This window comes from Aeromonas sp. ANP5, assembly GCF_963870295.1.
GTDB classification, from domain to species: domain Bacteria; phylum Pseudomonadota; class Gammaproteobacteria; order Enterobacterales; family Aeromonadaceae; genus Aeromonas; species Aeromonas veronii.
Genome location: NZ_CAWMRY010000035.1, coordinates 1 through 18,832 on the forward strand (window position 1 = coordinate 1; position 18,832 = coordinate 18,832).

Genomic DNA, 18,832 nt, shown 5'->3' on the forward strand with positions numbered 1-18,832 from the left:
CCAAGCGAACTACTAATTCAGTGATAACGACCAAGTCGTTATTCACGTCAGCTTTCTAGATTAAGAATTTGCCTGGCGGCCATAGCGCCGTGGAACCACCTGATCCCATGCCGAACTCAGAAGTGAAACGCGGTAGCGCCGATGGTAGTGTGGCATTCGCCATGCGAGAGTAGGACACTGCCAGGCACACAATTTAAGAACCCCGCTCATCGAGCGGGTTTTTTTTATTGGCTGCAATTTAGAAAATCGCCTGATAATTGCCCCGTTTTATTCCTCTCCCTTTGAATTCCTCGTCTTTCCCGTCGGTTTTACTCATAAAAAAACAGCCATGGCAGCGTAAAATAGCGCTTTATTTCGTCGGAGATAGCCCATGTTTTGTCCAAAATGCGGCGATCAAACCCTGCAGAGTGTCAGTCCCAAAGAGTTTCGCTGTGGCTGCGGTTTTCATTTTTTCCAGAATGTAGCGACGGCGGTGATGGTGGCGCTTTGCTGGCAGGACGAGGTGCTGGTTGCGGTAAGGGCCGGCAATCCGGGCAAGGGGTTGCTGGATCTGCCTGGAGGATTTGTCGATCCCGGCGAGTCGCTGGAGGTGGCGCTGGTGCGCGAGTTGCAGGAGGAGCTGGGGCTCGATGTTAGCGCCCAACCTTTTACCTATCTCGGTTCCTTCCCCAATATCTACCCCTACGATGGCATCACCTATCACACCTGTGACACCTTCTTTGCCATCATGCTGGGCGAAAAACCGGTCATCCAGCCGGCTGACGATGTGGCCGCCTGTCAGTGGTTGAAGATCAGCGATATCCTCTTGTCCCGCTTTGCTTTCGAGTCGACGCGCACCGCGATGGCGCGGCTGCAGCAATTCTCTTTGCAAGTCTGATCCCTGCTGATGACGATGGGGATTGGCAGCGACCATCCCTGTCTCATCCTTGTCCGCTTTTGTCCCGCAGACGCCATTCGTCAGACGGTGAGTGGTATAGTCTGCAGTGGATCCGGATTCAAGGAGCATATCGTGAAGAAGATAGTTCTCATCTTGCTCGGCATCGCCGTGGCGGCCTTACTGACCATAGTGACGTTGATAAGCCTTATCGACCCCAATCAATTCAAGCTCCAACTGGCTGAACAGGTGCGCAAGAGCACGGGCCGGGAACTGGTGATGGCGGGGGAGATTGACTGGCGTTTCTGGCCGAGCCTCAGCCTCTCGCTTGAGAAGGTGGCTCTGCGCAATCCGGCCGGTTTTGCCGAGCCGGATCTGGTTCGTTTCGAACAGGGCGAGGCCTCGGTGGCCCTGTTGCCGCTGCTCTCCCATCGTCTGGAGATCGGCAAGGTGACCCTGAGTGGCTCCCATCTCTTTATCCAGACCAAGGCGGATGGCAGCTCCAATCTGAGCGGACTGATCAAAGAGGTCACTGCTGATGCAAGCGAACCGGTCGCTCCTACAGCCCCAGCGCCAACCGCTGACAGCAAGCCTTGGCAGATCAGCTTGCAGGGTGTCGCGCTCTCCCAGGCCAGTGCGCTGGTACAGGATGATCGCAGCGGCACCTCGCTGCGACTGGATCGCCTCGATCTCGATATGGGGCAGCTGGCCACCGGTCAGTGGGTACCCGTGACGCTGGCCGCCAAGGGGAGTGCCGACAAGCTCGCTTTCGACGTTAAAGGGCAGACCCAGATCAAGCTGGCGCAGGAGGTGATGGCCAGTGAACTGAAAGATCTGAGCCTCAGTGGCAGCCTGAGTGACCCGTCCCTGCGACTCGACAGTTTCTCCATCAAGGGAGACCGACTGGCTCTGGGTGAGTGGAGCAATCTCGCGTTGGCGCTGAAGGGGGTCAAGGGTGAGGGACAGCAAGCTTCACTGACTGGCTCGCTGGAAGGAACGCTCAAGGGACGGCTCGATAAAGAGATGAAGCTGGCCGAACTCTCCGATGTGCTGCTGACAGCAGTGCTGGAAGGTGATGCGCTGCCGCGCCCGCAGATGAAGCTGAAACTGGCCGGGTTTGCTCGCGCCGAGCTCGACAAGCAGTTGATTACCCTGAGCAAGCTGGTGATGAGTGCCGATGAGGCGCTGTTGAGTGGTGATGGAACCGTGCAGCTTGGCGCAGTGCCCTCCATCAGCTTCGATCTCAAGGGGGAGAAGCTGGATCTCGATAAATGGCTCGCCAAATCGGCACCGACCACGACCGCACAGGCGAAAGAGGACAAACCGGCGGCCGGTGCTTCCAGTGCCGCTGCAAGTGACAATAAAGCGGTAACCGGCAAGAGCGGAGCCCTCTCCGCGGTTGAACCGGATCTGGGCGCGCTCAAAGGGCTGGATCTGGATGGTCGGCTGCAACTCGGCAGCCTGCGTCTGAAAGGGCTGGATCTCGGCGCTGTCGATCTGCAGGTGGCTCTGGCCAAGGGACTGCTGACGCTCAAACAGTTCAGCGCGACCGTGGCTGGCGGTCAGGTAAACGCGAAAGGGGTTCTCGACGCGCGCCAGCAGCCCGCCACCTACAAGGTGCACAAGCAGGTGGCCGGGGTGAACATTCGTCCCTTGCTGCAGACTCTGGCCCAGAGCGATCTGCTGGAGGGCAAGGGCGATCTCGATGTACAGGTGCAGGGGCGTGGTCTCTCACCTCTGGCACTGCGCAACGGAATGCAGGGCAAGGTTACCTTGAAGCTGAGCGACGGCGCCCTGCATGGCATCAACCTAGCGGAGATGATCCGCGAGGCGCGGGCTACCCTCACCGGCAAGGGGGCCGAGCAGGTGAAGGAGGCGCGCAAGACCGACTTCAGCGCCCTCACCGCCAGCTTCCAGATTGCCGACGGCATCGCCCGCAGCAACGACATCCAGCTCTTTGCCCCCGCCTTGCGGGTCAAGGGCGAGGGGCAGACGGCGCTGGTGCCGGAGAGCCTCGACTTCCTGTTCCTTACCTCCATCGTCGAGAGCAGCAAGGGGCAGGGGGGCAAGGATGTGGATGAGCTCAAAGAGATCACCATTCCGGTGCGGATCGGCGGTCACTGGCAGGCCCCCAGCTATCAGCTCGATGTGAAGGCACTGCTCAGCAACAACAAATTGCTGGAGGAGAAGGCGCGCAAGGAGGCCGAACGCGGCCTCAAGAAGCTGCTGGGGGACAAGGCTGACAACGATGCTGTCAAAGGGGTGGCTGACCAGCTGCTCAAGGGACTGTTCAAATAGGTGATGGTTCTCATGGGCTGGCGCTCGCTGCGCCAATGCCGTTAGCGGTTGACCGGATGTCAGCGCCATTGAAAAATGGCGCTGACATTTTTTATGGCGCAGTGATCTGCTGTGTCTTCATCCGGAGTGATCTCGAGTTGAACCCATGCGCCTGATCCTGCTGCTCTGCTTCCTGATCTGCTACGGCATGGCTTCTCCGGTGCTGGCCGGACCGCTGGCGGATAGTCTGGCGGGCGAGCTGGCCAGGCAGGTTCCCGAACATACGCTGCCCCTTGACGAGGTACAGCGGCTCGATCGTCGCCTGATCGCTCCCGACTCCCTCTATCCCGCCTGGCAGCGCTATCCGCTGCGCCAGCTGCAGGCCATCTATCGCTACCAGCAGGAGTGCGGGACAGAGAATGACTTGCCCGCCGAGTGGCTGCCGCTGCTGCGGGCGCTTTGCGGCCAAGGGGCTGCGCCCTCGGCCAGTTGGTTTGCCGCTCACCCAATCTATCCGCTGGGCGGCTCCAGCGCGGCTCGCTGGCAGGCTGGTCATTCGGCGGCCGGGCTCGACGCTCTGCTCCATGTGCGGGAGCGGCGAGATCAGTTGGGGCAGCTCGGCGAGCTCGATAATGACAACCTCGATGCCCTGCTGCGGGGCGAGCGCTGGTTGCTGCAATCCGGCCAGCTCTGGCTGCTTGCCGATGGGCAGTGGCGTCGTTACGGTGCCGGGCAGTGGCAGCCGCTGGCCGAGCGGCTTGGCGTGACGCTGGATAGCCGCACTGCTGGTACTTGTGAAGAGCGAGTCGGAGCGATCTGCTTCAATACTCGCCCCACGCTTGGCTGGCAGTGGCTGGCGCTGGCCAGCTCGTTTGGCTTTATCCTGCTGCTGGGGTGGGCCAGCTGGCAGCGCTGGCGCCTGCTGCGGGAGCGGCGTGTCGCATTGCAGATGCTGACCCACGAGCTGCGTACCCCCATCATGGCGCTCTCCGGCATCAGCGAGGAGCTGCGCCACGATTTCGACCGGCTGCCCCCTTCCGCTCAGCAGAGCGTGGGGCAACTGCTGGGCAGTGTCGCCCGCCTGCATCAGCTGGCGCAGGCCAGTCGCCACTATCTGGCGGCAGAAACTCTCGAAGATGAGCGGGTGGCGGTCAGTCTCACTGAGTGGCTCACCCTGGCTTGCGAGCGACATGACGCCACCTTCTGCCTTGAGCGGGAGATGACTCTGGCGCTCCCCTTCTACTGGCTCGATCTCGCCCTCGACAACCTGCTGCGCAACGCCAGTCAGCATGGCCGCGCACCGGTTCGGATCTGTGCCAGCTGGCAGGCGGGGCGTTTGAACCTCGCGGTCAGCGATGGCGGCGAGCTGCCGGGTTACCGGCTCGCCACCCTGCTGCGCCGCGGTGCCCGTGCCGATGGTTTGGGGCTGGGGCTTGCCATCGTGCGCCATCTGTTGCGCCGCCTTGGCGGGCACCTCGCCTTATCCGGCCCGCCCACTACCTTTACCCTGACGCTGCCCTGCCAACTCTGGAGCGACACCGAATCATGAAGACCATCCTGCTTGTCGAAGACGAGGCGCTGCTGGCGGAGAACCTGCAACGCTATCTGACCCGCGAAGGGTATCGCTGCCTCTGGTGCGACACTCTGGCTGCGGCGGAGCAGCAGTGGCTGGCGGCGGATCTGGTGCTGCTGGATCGCTCCATGCCGGAGGGGGATGCCCTCGACTGGCTGCCCCAGTGGCTGGCACGAAAGGCGCTGCCAGTGATCGTGCTCACCGCCCGGGTGGAGGTGAGCGATCGGGTAGCCGGGCTCGATGCGGGGGCGCGCGACTACCTGACCAAACCCTTCTCCCATGATGAGCTGCTGGCGCGGATCCGGGCCCAGTTGCGTCAGCTGGGGGATGGCACTCAGGCAGTGGGCGGCTTGCAGCTTCATCCTGCCCGGATGCAGGCGAGCTGGCAGGATGCGGAGGTGAGCTTTACCCCCACCGAGTTTGCCCTGCTCACTCTGCTGGTGCGGATGGCGGGGCGGGTGCTGAGCCGGGAGGAGATCCTCAACCGGGTATGGGGCTATCAGGCGTTTCCCTCCACCCGCACCGTTGATACCCATATTCTGCAACTGCGCCAGAAGCTGCCCGGGTTGGCCATCGAGACGGTGCGCGGCATCGGCTACCGGCTGGAGGTGTCAGCGTGAAGCGTGCAATACTGGCCGCGCTGCTGTTGGCTCTAAGCTGCGGCCTTCTGAACCTGGGCCTTCTAAACGTAAGCAGCGTGATGGCAACTGATCGCCTTCTGGAAGCCGATCGCGCCGACCCGCTGCAACCGGCTACCCTGGCGCTGTTGCAGGGGGATAACCGGCACGCCTGGCAATCTTTGCAGCAGGCATGGCCCGCCCTCACAAGTAATGCCGAGCGCCGTAGCTGGCAGGGGATGCTGGCCGCGCTCAGTGCCCAGCACTGCGGCAAGGATTTCCCGCTTACTCTGCCTGATGGGGTGAGCGAGCTGCGCCTTGAGCTGATCCAGCGCGATGCGCCACTGTTGCGGGACTATCGGGTGCAGCTGACCGGCGAGGGGCCCATCACCGCCGCTGAACTTATCGATCCCGCTGGCCACAACCGGTTGGCAGGTGCCCAGTGGGAGGCGGAAGGGAGTAAGGGGGTCAGGGTCGTGGGGGCCGATCTGCCGATGCCTTTACCAGCCGGACTCTATCAGCTGCGGCTGACGGTGGCGGGCCAGCGTTGGCAGGTGGCGCTGCCACTGCCTGCGGTGCAGGATCTGGACTGGCTCTCCCGCTCGCCGCAGGCGGTAGCCAATCCCCCCGCCAATCCCGCTTCCTGTACGCCGCTCTGGCTTGAGCAGACGGTGCTGGCTCGCCCGCAATACTCCCTGCTCTGGTGGAACCGCCTGCCTCTCGATGGCAAGGTGGGTTGGCCTGCCGCTATGCCCGACAGCTGGCGTACCCTCTCGCTGGTGCAGACCAGCCAGCGCGGCCAGCTGGTGTTGCAGCTGAGCCACAGTCAGGCGGGGCCGGTGGACTAATGGATGTCGTGATGGTCAGGTCACCGCAATCCTGACATTGGCCTGACAATCGCAGGCGGCCGATCTGCTGAAATGGCGATTCCCGTGTGTTATCAGGAATCACAGACCATGACTCTTCTTCCCGAATTAGCGAGCCGGATCCGCCCGCTGCTGCTGTTGGCGCCGCTGTTCTCCCTGCCTGCCGAGGCGCTGACCCTTGCCAACGATCAGTGGCGCATTGAGCTGGATCCCGCCACCCTGGCGGCCGAGGCTGTGCTGCCATCGGGCAAGTACCTTGCCATCTCTTCCCCCGGCCCGCGCCAGCCGGTCACCGCTCTGCAGCAGGAGTGGGAGCGCGCCAGCTGGCTGATCCGCGCCGATGGCGAGGTGCGGGCCTCGGCTCGCCTTGAGGGTAACCGTCTGATCCTTACCCTCAGCCGTGCAACTGCTGGCGAGCTGGTGTGGCCGCGGGTACCGTCAGGTGCACAGGCGCTGATGCTGCCGATCCACGAGGGATTTCGCATTCCGGCTACGCACACTGCGTGGCGCAAGGCGCTGGCGCAGGAGTATCAGGGGATCAACACCACCGAAAATTTTACCCTGCCGGTGGTTGGGCTGGATTACGGTGATCAGCAGCTGGCGATCCTCTTTGCCAACCCCTTCAACAACCGGCTCACCTTTGCCCCCAAGCAAGATGGCATTGCCCTTACGGCGACCCACAGCGTCAATCGCCTCAATCTGGCTGACCCCTATGAGGTGGCGGTGACGTTGCAGCCGGGCAACGACTGGCTGGCGGCGGGCAAGGCCTATCGCCACTGGTTGCAGGCGCGGGGCGAGCTGGTCTCGCTCGAGAGTAAGCTGGCGGCGGTACCGGATGGCAAGCGGCTGATCGGCGCCTCTCACCTCTATCTCTGGGGCGAGCGACTGCTGGTGCCACCGGATGTGAAAAGCTGGCCCGCGCTGCGCCGCCTGATCCCCGCCGACTGGCTCAAGGGGGAGAGCAAGCGTGCGCTGCAAGCGCCCGATCTTGAGCGCAACCGCTATCTGCAAAACCGGGTGCTGGCCGGCGTGGAGCAGGCGCTGGCGCTGCGCCATCCGGGTCAGCAACCGGCCGATTTCGCCGCCCTGCGCACGCTGGCGGCCACGCAACTGGGCGCTGCTCTCAACGAGCCACAGAGCTGGGGCGATGGCAGCTCGGCCAAGATGATCGCCGCTCTCAAGCAGGCTGGACTACCCAAACTCTGGCTGGGTCTGCCCCAGTGGACCGCCGGTTTTGCCGCGCCAGAGGGGATAGCGCTTGCCAAACAGGCGGGCTATCTCATCGCTCCCTATGACTCCTACGATACCGCGCTGCCGGAGGGGAATCGCCAGCAGAGCTGGCTCACCGCCCAGATGGGGCAGGATATTTATCTGCGCTGCGGCATCATGCAGGAGAACGGCCGGCGCAAGAGCGGCTTTCAAAACAGCGGCGTCTACACCAATCAGGCCTGCGTGCGCCCGGTGATGGAGCAGCGAGTGCCCAAATTGCAGCAGGCGAGCCACTACAACAGCTGGTTCCTCGATGTGGCGGCGACCGGCATGGTGTTTGATGACTTCGACCCGGCCAAGCCGACCAGCCAAGCACAGGATGCGCAAAACCGGATGGCCGGGATGGCGTGGATTGCCAGGAGTCAGGGGGTACTGGTGGGCTCCGAGGAGGGCGGCGCGGTAGCCAACCGCACCGCGGCCTTTGCCCACGGCCCCCAGACCAGCGGCTTTGGCTGGCAGGATCCCGATATGCGCCGCAACAAGCGATCTCCCTACTATCTGGGGGCCTGGTATCCGGAGCATCAGCCTGCGTTCTTCTTTCGCCAGAGCCACCTCAAACCTGAGTATCAGGGGCTCTACTTTGATCCGGCGCTGCGGTTGCCGCTGTTCCAGAGCGTCTTTCACGACAGCATAGTGACCACCCACCACTGGACGATGGATAGCCTCAAGTTCAAGGAGAGCCGTCAGGTCACCGAGCTGTTGCAGCAGCTCTACAACGTGCCGCCGCTGCTCAACCTCAGTCTGGATAGTGCCGGTACGCGTATTCCCTACCTCAAGGGACTCGATGCCTTCTTCCGCCCACTGCATGAGCGGCTCTACAACCAGTCCCTCATCGGTTTTCGCTGGCTCGACAAAAAAGGAGTTGTGCAGCAGAGCGAGTTTGCTGATGGCACTCGACTGATTGCCAACTTCGGCCCGGCCACCGAGCAGGCGGGGATAAAACTGGCCGCTCAAAGCGTGTTGGCGCTGTTGCCCGATGGCAGTCAGCAGCAGTTTGTCTCGCAACCGGATAGCGCCCGCTAATCTGGCGTTCTGGCTTTTATTTCATCAGAGGATGATGTGGCGGAACTTTTTATGTATAGATGAACGTTCTGCAAAATGGATTAGAGGTAGTTCTGATGATTGAGAGTGAAGTGATTAGAGAGGTAAACCATCCAGCGTGGCCGCTGGTCTGGCAGATCTATGGCGCGAGTTTTCCCCGCTACGAGCAGCGCCAGTCACAGCATCAGCCCCAGAAGATGCGGGATCCTCGCTATCACTGCCAAATCTTTTATCAGGACGGCCTGCTGCTCGGTTTTATCTTCTGGTGGGCGTGCGGCGAGCAGATCTATATCGAGCATCTGGCCATCAACCCGGCGTTGCGCGGCCGCAACTACGGCAGCCGCCTGCTGGCTGAATTTTGCGAACAGGCGGGAAAAACCGTCATTCTCGAGATCGATCCGCCAGAGGATGAGATTGCCATTCGCCGCTTACGCTTCTATCAGGGGCTGGGCTTTTGCCTCAACGATTATGCCCATGTCCACCCGTCCTATCATCCTGACTATCAAGGTCATGCGCTGAGGGTGTTGAGCTATCCGGGGCTTCTTGAGGAAGAGGCCTATCAGCGTTTCAACCAGATGCTGGTGGAGACGGTGATGGATCTCGGCTGAGGAGCAGCCGTAAGAATGCTGTTTTACCGATAAGAGCTGGGCCCGCCTGAAGCAATTCAGGCGGGCCCTTTTTCATTGCCGCTGGAAGGAATTACTCCCCCAGCAGCTTGTGCCAGACGGCGAGCACATGGCTGCGCTCGTTTTGCAGCTGATCGTCGCTTACCTTGCGGGAGATCTCCGAGAGGTTGAGGCGATGGCCGAGGTTGCGGATCTCCAGATAGGCTTGTTTCAGCCCCTCTGCCTGCTCCAGCGTCAGTACCCCCGCCATGACGCACTCGTCGAAGATGCGCACGTTATCAGACCAGCGGGTGAGGGCATCAGGCTCGCCGCAGGCGTGGGCCAGCACCAGATACTGGGCGATAAACTCGATATCCACCATGCCGCCGGGGGACTGCTTGAGGTCGAACTCGCCAGCCCCCGCTTTCAGCAGGTGATCCCGCATCTTGTGGCGCATCTCGCGCACCTCGCGGGCCAGAGTCGGCAGATCTCGCTCCTTGGCCAGCACATCGCGGCGGATACGGGCAAACTCGGCAATGATGGCGTCATCGCCATAGATGGGGCGAGCCCGCACCAGCGCCTGATGTTCCCAGGTCCATGCCTCGTTTTGCTGGTATTGCTCGTAGGCCGACAGCGACGAGACCAGCAGGCCGGAGTCGCCGGAGGGGCGCAGCCGCATATCGATCTCGTAGAGGATCCCGGAGGGGGTGCGGGTGCTGAACAGGTGCAGGATCCGCTGGGCGAGGCGCAGATAGAACTGGCGGCTGTCGATGGGCTTGCGGCCATCTGTGTAGCTGTTGGGGTCACCGCCGTGCAGGAACACCAGATCGAGATCCGAGCCGTAGCCGAGCTCGATGCCGCCCAGCTTGCCGTAGGCCACCACCGCAAAGCCGCGCTGGCCGCTGGTTGCCACCTCGGGCGGCACCCCGTAGCGCTCGCTCATCTGGGCCCAGGCCTGATTGACCACCTCTTCGGTGATCGCCTCCGCCAGCCAGGTGAGGTGGTCGCTCACCTTCATCAGCGGCAGGGCGCCAGCGATATCGGCCGCCACGATGCGCAGCAGCTGCACCTGCTTGAACTGGCGCAGCGCCTCCATCTGCTGCTCCACATCCTCTTCGGGGATGCGCAGCAGGAACTGGCGCAGTTGGGGCTTGTACTGATCGAGCGGGGTGGGGTGGTAGAGGTGCTGGGGATCGAGCAGCTCATCCAGCAGGATAGGGTAGCGGGCCAGCTGTTCACTCACCAGATGGCTGGCGTCGCACAGCCGCACCAGCTGGCGCAGGGCACCCGGGTTTTCCGCCAGCAGCTGCAAATAGGCGCTGCGGGTGAAGATGCGGGTCAGCAGCTCACAGACCCGCTCGAACAGGCGGGCGGGTTGCTCACTGGCGACCACCAGCCGCAGCAGCTCCGGCATCAGCCAGTCCAGCGCGATGCGCCCCTGCGGCCCTACCTGACGGCGCTTGTACTCCTCCTTGAAACGCAGCAGCGCGGCGCAGAGCGGGGCGGGCTCGGCCACCCCCTGCGCAGTCAGCAATTTTCCCAGCTCGGCGGCGTCGAGCTCGGTGCGCCAGAGATCGAGCCAGAGCTGCTCCAGATGGGCGGGTGCCTCTTTCTCTTCCCCCACCACGGCGGCGAACTCCTGATGGACGGCGGCCATCTCCTCATCGAGATGAGCCATAAAGGCGCCCCAGTCGGCAAAACCGAGGGCGGCGATCAGCCGCTGGCGATCCCGCTCTTCGGTGGGCAGGGTCTGGGTCTGCTGATCGCCGATCTCCTGCAAGATGTTCTCGACCCGGCGCAAGAAGCGATAGGCCTCCAGCAAGCGATCGCAATGGGCAGATTCGAGGGCGCCACATTGGGCAATGGCAGCCAGCGCCTCCGGCAGGTGACGCACCCGCAGTGCCGGTTCACGGCCGCCGCGAATAAGTTGCAGCGCCTGGGCGATAAACTCCACTTCACGGATGCCGCCAGCCCCCAGCTTGATGTTGCCCTCCAGCCCCTTGCGGCGCACCTCGGCGGCGATCATCGCCTTCATCTGGCGCAGGCCGTCGATGACGCCGAAGTCGATATAGCGGCGAAACACGAAGGGGCGCAGCATCTCGGCCAGCTCCACCGCGTGCTCGCACTGGGGCCCCAGTACCCGCGCTTTGACCATGGCGTAGCGCTCCCAGTTGCGGCCGTGGTGCTGGTAGTAATCTTCCATGGCGGCGAAGGAGATGGCCAGCGGCCCCGCATCGCCAAAGGGGCGTAAGCGCATATCGACCCGGAACACCTGACCATCCTGCGTGGGCTGGTGGAGGGCGTTGATGATGCGCTGACCGAGCTTGATAAAGAACTGCTGGTTGGCGAGCTCCCGCCGCCCCCCGACCGTGTAGCCGTTCTCGGGGAAGGTGAAGATAAGGTCGATGTCCGAGGAGAAGTTCAACTCGCCACCGCCGAGCTTGCCCATGCCGAGAATGAGTAGCGGTTGCGGGTTGCCATTGCCGTCCATCGGGGTGCCCAGCTCGCCGCACTGTTTGGCGTAGAGCCAGTCGCGGGCGGAGCAGATCAGCGTATCCGCCAGCTTGGTGAGGTGGATAAAGCTCTCTTCCACTTCAGAATGGCCCAGCAGTTCGCGCCAGGCGATCACCAGCATGCGGCTGCGGCGGAACTGGCGCAGGATACGCTTGAGCGCCTCTTCATCGCTTACCTCGGCGAGCAGGGCGGCCAGATCGCTCTGGTAGGCGGGCCAGCGTTCGGCCTGTTCAAGATCCCCGGAGGCGAGCAGTTCGGTCAGCAACTCCGGCTGTTTGAAGAGAGAGTCGGTGACAAAATCGGAGAGGCCAAGCAGGGTCAGCAGGGTCTGGCGAACGGGCTCGGGCAGCGAGCCATAGTCGGGGGCTAGCTCGACCAGCCGTTGCCACTGGCGCTCGGCCTGTTCTTGCAGCAGGGGGGAGAGGGCGGAGAAAGAGGGAGAGTGCTGGGCCACGGTTGCCGTCCTTGTGGTTCACGACAGCGGGTTAACGACACGAGGTTAACAACGCTGCCGGTTCAAAATGGTGGCTGCCAATCTAGCACTGTCAGGCCCCCGCGTCACAGCGCAGGGGCGAGAAGCATGATCCAGAAAGGAAAATGGGTTGCTGGTGGGGATATGAAGAAAGGCCCCGCAGGGCCTTTCTGTCTATGCGCTGTGGTCACGCCAGCTTGAAGGACTGGATCTGGCTGTCGAGCTCCTTGCTGTGCTGCTCGACCAGCTCGGAGGCCTCTTGCAGCTCGCGCAGTACCACGACGGAGCCTTCGGCGATCTGCTTGACCTGCTCCAGATTGCCGCGCATCTCTTCGGCGACCGAGCTCTGCTGCTCGGAGGCGGCGGCGATGTGGCGGTTCATGTCGGCGACACCCTGTACCCGCTGCACTATGGTGGCGAGCTGGGTACCGGCCTGGGTCACCTGTTCCACCCCCTTGTCGGCCTGCTGTACGCTTTGGGCCATCAGCTCGCCAGCCTGATGGGCATTGCCCTGCAGCTGCTCGATCATCTTCTGGATCTCGACGGTGGCGGCCTGAGCCCGGTTGGCCAGCTCGCGCACTTCGGAGGCCACCACGGCAAAGCCACGACCCGCTTCACCGGCGCGAGCCGCTTCGATGGCCGCGTTAAGTGCCAGCAGGTTGGTCTGTTCCGAGATGCCGCGAATGGTGTCGACCACAGAGCCAATGCGCTCGACCCCCTGCTCCACCTCGTTGACCACGGTGGCGGAGCGCTGGATGTTGCCGGAGAGAGTGTCGATGGTGCTGACGGTATCGGCGACGCAGCGGCTCCCCTCTTCCGCCAGCTGGCTGGTTTCGGCGGTGGCGTGAGAGGCCTGATCCGCATGGGCGGCCACTTCGCGAATGGCGCTGACCATCTGGCTCATGGCGCTGGCCAGCTGTTCGATCTGGGTGAACTCTTCGTTGATCGCTTCGTTGGCCTCTTCCATGCAAAGGGTCACCTGGGAGGCGATGTCGTTGAGCTCCTTGCAGGCGGCGCGCTGGTTGCCAAACACCTCTTTGAGGTTCTCCTGCGAGTGGGAGACCGCCTTGGCGATGTCACCGAATTCGTCACGAGACTTGAGCAGTACCTTGTGGCTGAGGTCCCGCTTGGCGAAGCGCTCCAGCAGGCCCACCAGATAGTGCACCTGCTTGACCATCAGGCGTGAGCCGGTGAGGAGCAGGATCACGAACAGCAGCCCCATGATGGCGGTCTCCATCAGGCCGGTCCAGAGCAGGCGATTGGAGATCGCATCCGCCTTGGCGGGATCGAGCCCTTCGCTGAGCAGGGTCGCTTCCAGATTGTTGGCGTCAAACCAGAGTTTTGTCAGTAGCAGGAGGGTACTGAACACCATCAGCAGCACCACTTTGGGTACCAACCGGATGTTGCTCATTCTTTTCTCCAGCAGGTTCAGCTGCATTGTCATTCTCCTTTTAAAAGCCGTTTTTTCCTTTGCCCTCAGGACTATCGGCATTATCTTCTCTTTTATTAATTTGCACTGTGCTTAAAGTTGGAAAATGTATGCGACATCACTTAACTCATCTGCGGGCGATGGATCTGCTGATGGCATTTCTGTCGATTATCTCGGTTGTGCTGGTGACGGCCCGCTGGTGGGGCCATGAGAGCCTGACACCACAGACCCTGCAGCTCTTCTATGACCTCGACAGTCTGATCTGCTACTTCTTCCTCGCGCACTTTGCTTATGGCTGGATCCGGGCCTCCGATCGCAAGGCCTATTTCAAGGCCAACTGGATCTATCTGCCGGGTAGCCTGCCGATGGCGGAGCAACTGCGCTGGGCGCGGTTGATCCAGCTGTGGCGGGTCTATCAGCTGTTCAAGGAGCACCCGGATCTCTGGGCCATGTTCCGTCGCGAGCGCAACGAGACCACCCTCTCCGGCATCCTGTTTCTGTTCTTCCTGCTGCTGGGGGTGGGCTCCGGCGTCATGTACTGGATTGAGTCAGGCCAGCCCGGCAGCCAGATTGAGACACCCTATGACGCGTTCTGGTGGACGCTGGTGACCCTCTCGACAGTGGGTTACGGGGATCTGGTGCCCAAGACCGAGGAGGGGCGCTTTGTCGCCAGCCTGCTGATCCTGTTCGGGGTCGGTCTGTTCGGTGCCATCAGCGGTTTCATGGCCAGCCTGTTTTTGCAGCCCAACAAGGGGGATGGCGAGACCGACAAGTGGCGTCATCACTACAACAACCAGCAAGAGGAGCTGCTGCGGGAGATCCGTGCCCTGCGCAGCGAGGTGCAGGAGCTGAAAAACAAGTGAGACCGCAGACGGGCAAGTTGCGAGGTGACTCGCAACTCTGCGCTCTTTATCTGGGGGGAGGTGCTTTTTCTTTGCTTGTCCTTTAACCTGCTGGCGGCTTAACATTCAACCTCTTGTCCAAACCTGAAAAAGAGAACCGATCGACCATGCGCGCCCTTCTCGGGATTTTGATCTGCTTGTGTGCCCAACAGGCACTGGCCGATACCCGTTATGTTTCAGACAACATCTTTACCTATATTCACAATGGCCCGGGTACCCAGTACCGGATCCTTGGCAGTGTCAAGGCTGGTGAACCGCTGGAGGTAAAGGCGGTGAACAGCGAGGCCGGTTTCACCCAGGTGGTGGACGGTCGTGGCCGCGAGGGGTGGATCAAGAACAGCGAACTGCAGAGCCAGATCAGCCTGCGCGAGCGTCTGCCCCAGGTGGAAAAAGAGCGCGATGAGCTTAAAGATCGCCTGCAGAACCTCAACGGTGACAACGAGAAACGCTTCACCGAGAAGGATGGTCAGATCGCTGCCCAGAGCAAGGAGATCGCCGCCCTCAAGGCCCAGCTGGTCAGTCAGGGTGAGGAGATGAGCAATCTCAAAGAGCAGAATGATGCCCTGACCCAGAGCTACGACAACCAGGAGCACGACATGCAGATGGACTGGTTTATTCGTGGTGGTGCCATGGTGGGGGCCGGTATTCTGCTTGGCATCCTGCTGCCGATGCTGCCCCGTCGTCGCAGCCGCGGCGATCGCTGGATGAACTGACAGCATCTGGCTGAATGAATTGCTGAGAAGTGTCGCCGTGGCGGCCCTTCTTTATTTTGGGGCGTATTGGGCGGAATGCGTGGCTGCTTTGCGATAGAGCGGCGGCAGATCGTATACAAAATGAAGTCAGATGACCCTCACGCTTGCTGGCGTATTAGCTTCAAAAGGGAATTCATGGGGGGAATGAGCGATCTTTGTTAAAGAGTGGCAACAAATTCATTTCATATAGGGTGCAACATTGTATACATTATCGGCGTTTCGGCGGCGTGTCCGCCTTTGTCGATATCAGCCCTAGGGCGTACAGGAAGACCCCATATGTTCAAAGCTACTCAAGTGCTTGCCGCTGACTATATCCCCTCCGATCTGGCCGCCCTGCGCGAAGCCATCACCCAAAACTACGTGGTGGATGAAAATGCCTATCTGGCCGAACTGTCGGCCATGTTGCCGGGGGATGGCGCCTCGCTGGAGCAGGTGACCCAGCGTGCCCGTACTCTGGTGACCAAGGTGCGCAAGGAGAGCGGCTCCGGTGACGGTATCGACGCCTTCCTGCAGGAATACAGCCTGGATACTCAGGAGGGGATCATCCTGATGTGTCTGGCCGAAGCGCTGCTGCGCATTCCCGATGCCGAGACCGCCGATGCCCTGATCAAGGACAAGCTCTCCGGCGCCAACTGGTCCTCCCATTTCCGCAAGAGCGATTCTACTCTGGTCAACGCCTCCACCTGGGGGCTGATGCTGACCGGCAAGATCATCAAGCTCGACAAAAAGCTCGACGGCAACCCGGCCAACCTGCTGGGGCGCATGGTCAACAAGCTGGGGGAGCCGGTGGTGCGCTCCGCCATGTATGCCGCCATGAAGATCATGGGCAAGCAGTTCGTGCTGGGGCGCGACATGAAAGAAGCCCTCAAGGCGAGCCGCAAATCCCGCGAGCTGGGCTACACCCACACCTACGACATGCTGGGCGAGTCGGCACTGACCATGCAGGATGCCGACAAGTATCTGACCGATTATCGCAACGCCATCGAGGCGGTGGGCAACGAGCGGATCAGCGACGGCGGCCCGGCCCCCTCCATCTCCATCAAACTCTCGGCGCTCCATCCGCGCTATGACGTGGCCAACCGCGAACGGGTGCTTGGCGAGATGTGCGAGCGGCTGGTGGGACTGGTACGGCTGGCCCGCGACAAGGATGTGGCCATCAGCATCGACGCCGAGGAGATGGACCGTCTCGAGTTGTCGCTGGATCTGTTCGAGCAGCTCTACCGCTCCGACGCCAACCGTGGTTGGGGCAAGCTCGGCATGGTGGTGCAGGCTTACTCCAAGCGCGCTCTGCCGGTACTCTGCTGGCTCACCGCGCTGGCCCGCGAGCAGGGTGACCTCATTCCGGTGCGACTGGTAAAAGGCGCCTACTGGGACAGCGAACTGAAATATGCCCAGCAGGCGGGCCTGCCCGGCTACCCGCTCTTTACCCGCAAGGCGGGTACCGATATCTCCTACCTCGCCTGCGCCCGCTACCTGCTGAGTGAGCCGACTCGCGGCTTTATCGCTCCCCAGTTTGCCACCCACAATGCCAATACCGTGGTCAGCATTCTGGAGATGGCGGGTGATCGCCAGTTTGAATTCCAGCGCCTGCACGGTATGGGGGAGGAGCTGCACAACGCCGTGCTGAACGACAATCCCGGCCTGCACTGCCGTATCTATGCGCCGGTCGGCGCCCACAAGGATCTGCTGCCCTATCTGGTGCGCCGCCTGCTGGAGAACGGGGCCAACACCTCATTCGTTCACAAGCTGGTGGATCCCAACACCCCGGTGGACTCGCTGGCCGAGCATCCGCTGCGCACCCTCAAGCGCTACTCAGGTTTTGCCAACGACCGCATTCCCCAGCCGGTGAACCTCTTCACCGACCGCAAGAACTCCAGCGGCGTCAACATGAACATCCTCTCCATCCAGCGCCCCTTCTTCGCCCGCTTGAAAGAGCTGGAGAGCAAGCAGTGGCTGGCAGGCCCCATCGTCGATGGCGAGACCCTCAAGCGCAGCGAGGCGCGCACCGTGCTGAGCCCGCAGGATGTGAGCCTCACCGTCGGCAAGATCCACTGGGCCGACGAGCAGGCGGTGGAGCAGGCCTTGGCATCTGCCCACGCTGCCTTCCCGCGCTGGCGCGAAACCCCGGTGAGCGAGCGGGCCGCCGCGCTGGAGAAGCTGGCGGATCTGCTGGAAGCGAACCGCGAGCAGTTCGTCTCCCTCTGTACCCGCGAGGCGGGCAAGCTGCTGCAAGATGGCATCGACGAGGTGCGTGAAGCGGTGGATTTCTGCCGCTACTACGCGGTGCAGGCCCGCAGTCTGATGGGGCAGGCGACCCTGCTGCCCGGTTACACCGGCGAGCAGAACGAGCTGTTCCTGCAGGGGCGTGGTGTCTTTGTCTGCATCAGCCCGTGGAACTTCCCGCTGGCGATCTTCCTCGGCCAAATCGCCGCTGCGCTGGCCACCGGCAATACCGTCATCGCCAAACCGGCGGAGCAGACCGGCCTTATCGCCCATCTGGCGGTGACTCTGGCCCATCAGGCCGGTATTCCGGGCGACGTGCTACAACTGCTGCCCGGTGACGGCGCCACCGTCGGCGCCAAGCTGACGGCGGATCCGCGCATCGGCGGCGTCTGCTTCACCGGCTCCACCGAGACCGCCAAGCTGATCAACATGACCCTGGCCCAGCGCGATGGCGCCATCCTGCCGCTCATCGCCGAGACCGGCGGCCAGAACGCCATGATCGTCGACTCCACCGCGCTGCCGGAGCAGGTGGTGCGGGACGTGGTGAGCGCCGCCTTCCAGAGCGCCGGTCAGCGCTGCTCGGCCCTGCGGGTGCTCTACCTGCAGGAGGAGATCGCAGAGCGGGTGCTGGAGATCCTCACCGGCGCCATGCAGGAGCTGAAAGTGGGCAACCCGGCTGAGCACAACACCGACGTAGGCCCGGTGATCGATGCCGATGCCAAGGCGGGGCTGGATGCCCATTTGGCCCGGATGATCCCGCGAGCTCGCCTGATTGCCCAGGCGCCGATGCCTGCCGCGACCATGGAGGGACACTTCGTCCAGCCGACCGCACTGGAGATCGGCTCCATCCGCGAGCTGGCCAAGGAGCAGTTCGGCCCCATCCTGCACGTGGTGCGCTACGCCACCCGGGATCTGGACAAGGTGATCAGCGACATCAACGGCACCGGCTACGGTCTGACGCTGGGGATCCACAGCCGCAACGAATCCCACGCGGAGGAGCTGGCGAGCCGCATCAACGTCGGCAACGTCTACATCAACCGCAACCAGATCGGCGCCATGGTCGGGGTGCAGCCGTTCGGCGGCCAGGGGCTCTCCGGCACCGGCCCCAAGGCGGGTGGCCCCCACTACCTGAGCCGCTTCGTTACCGAGAAGACCCGAACCATCAACACCACTGCTGTGGGCGGCAACGCCTCCTTGCTGGCGATGGGTGATGCCTGATCCGCGTCGATAGAGGCCGGATACGGGATACCGGATAACAACGGGCCGCCTTCGGGCGGCCTCTTTATTTGCACCATCCGTTTTTTACGAATGGGACAATCGGCCACTGCGGGGTCGTCAGCGACCCGTGCTGGTCGTAAGATGGGAGCCATTCGCGCGGCGTTTGTCTCTTGGCGGGCCCGCCGTAGCCAGGGTTTTGT

Annotated in this window: 12 protein-coding genes and 1 rRNA gene; 11 read left to right on the forward strand and 2 right to left on the reverse strand. The window is 62.3% G+C overall.

Annotation, left to right across the window (positions count from 1 at the left end; all coding sequences use genetic code 11):
* Nucleotides 1–71 precede the first annotated feature (71 nt).
* The 8 genes from rrf (at nt 72) to AACT07_RS17585 (ending at nt 9,125) form a co-directional block, all read left to right on the forward strand.
* Nucleotides 72–186: ribosomal RNA gene (rrf, locus tag AACT07_RS17550) — 5S ribosomal RNA — on the forward strand.
* A gap of 184 nt (nt 187–370) precedes the next feature.
* A complete protein-coding gene (locus tag AACT07_RS17555) occupies nt 371–877 on the forward strand; it encodes an NUDIX hydrolase (protein WP_069529197.1) in 507 nt (168 codons plus the stop codon).
* Between the two features lie 132 nt (nt 878–1,009).
* Nucleotides 1,010–3,172 carry an AsmA family protein gene (locus tag AACT07_RS17560; protein ID WP_069529198.1) on the forward strand — a complete coding sequence of 721 codons (2,163 nt, stop codon included), beginning with the start codon at nt 1,010–1,012 and terminating at the stop codon, nt 3,170–3,172.
* Between the two features lie 145 nt (nt 3,173–3,317).
* On the forward strand, nt 3,318–4,700 hold the full coding sequence (locus AACT07_RS17565; RefSeq protein ID WP_069529200.1) for an ATP-binding protein: 1,383 nt from the start codon (nt 3,318–3,320) through the stop codon (nt 4,698–4,700).
* Nucleotides 4,697–5,344 carry a response regulator transcription factor gene (locus tag AACT07_RS17570; protein ID WP_069529202.1) on the forward strand — a complete coding sequence of 216 codons (648 nt, stop codon included), beginning with the start codon at nt 4,697–4,699 and terminating at the stop codon, nt 5,342–5,344. The genes AACT07_RS17565 and AACT07_RS17570 overlap by 4 nt, the downstream gene beginning before the upstream one ends.
* A gap of 80 nt (nt 5,345–5,424) precedes the next feature.
* Complete coding sequence (locus tag AACT07_RS17575; protein WP_253182277.1) at nt 5,425–6,189, forward strand: DUF2861 family protein; 765 nt, start codon at nt 5,425–5,427, stop codon at nt 6,187–6,189.
* 108 nt (nt 6,190–6,297) lie between these two features.
* Nucleotides 6,298–8,499, forward strand: a complete 2,202-nt coding sequence (locus AACT07_RS17580; protein WP_069529205.1) for a glycoside hydrolase — start codon at nt 6,298–6,300, stop codon at nt 8,497–8,499.
* Nucleotides 8,500–8,594: 95 nt separating this feature from the next.
* Nucleotides 8,595–9,125: a GNAT family N-acetyltransferase gene (locus AACT07_RS17585; RefSeq protein WP_069529207.1), complete on the forward strand. Its 531-nt coding sequence runs from the start codon at nt 8,595–8,597 to the stop codon at nt 9,123–9,125.
* Between the two features lie 91 nt (nt 9,126–9,216).
* On the opposite strand, the gene glnE is transcribed toward AACT07_RS17585, so the two are convergent.
* Complete coding sequence (glnE, locus tag AACT07_RS17590; protein ID WP_069529208.1) at nt 9,217–12,090, reverse strand: bifunctional [glutamate--ammonia ligase]-adenylyl-L-tyrosine phosphorylase/[glutamate--ammonia-ligase] adenylyltransferase; 2,874 nt, start codon at nt 12,088–12,090, stop codon at nt 9,217–9,219.
* 205 nt (nt 12,091–12,295) lie between these two features.
* Entirely contained in the window at nt 12,296–13,546 is a 1,251-nt protein-coding gene (locus tag AACT07_RS17595; RefSeq protein ID WP_083250004.1) for a methyl-accepting chemotaxis protein, read from the reverse strand.
* Between the two features lie 101 nt (nt 13,547–13,647).
* Between AACT07_RS17595 and AACT07_RS17600 the strand changes: the two genes are divergently transcribed.
* From AACT07_RS17600 to putA, 3 genes are all read left to right on the forward strand, one after another.
* Entirely contained in the window at nt 13,648–14,400 is a 753-nt protein-coding gene (locus AACT07_RS17600; RefSeq protein ID WP_005354446.1) for a potassium channel family protein, read from the forward strand.
* 146 nt (nt 14,401–14,546) lie between these two features.
* Nucleotides 14,547–15,152 carry a TIGR04211 family SH3 domain-containing protein gene (locus AACT07_RS17605; protein WP_005335443.1) on the forward strand — a complete coding sequence of 202 codons (606 nt, stop codon included), beginning with the start codon at nt 14,547–14,549 and terminating at the stop codon, nt 15,150–15,152.
* A 315-nt stretch (nt 15,153–15,467) separates the two neighbouring features.
* A complete protein-coding gene (gene putA / locus AACT07_RS17610; RefSeq protein WP_069529212.1) occupies nt 15,468–18,632 on the forward strand; it encodes a bifunctional proline dehydrogenase/L-glutamate gamma-semialdehyde dehydrogenase PutA in 3,165 nt (1,054 codons plus the stop codon).
* Nucleotides 18,633–18,832 lie beyond the last annotated feature (200 nt).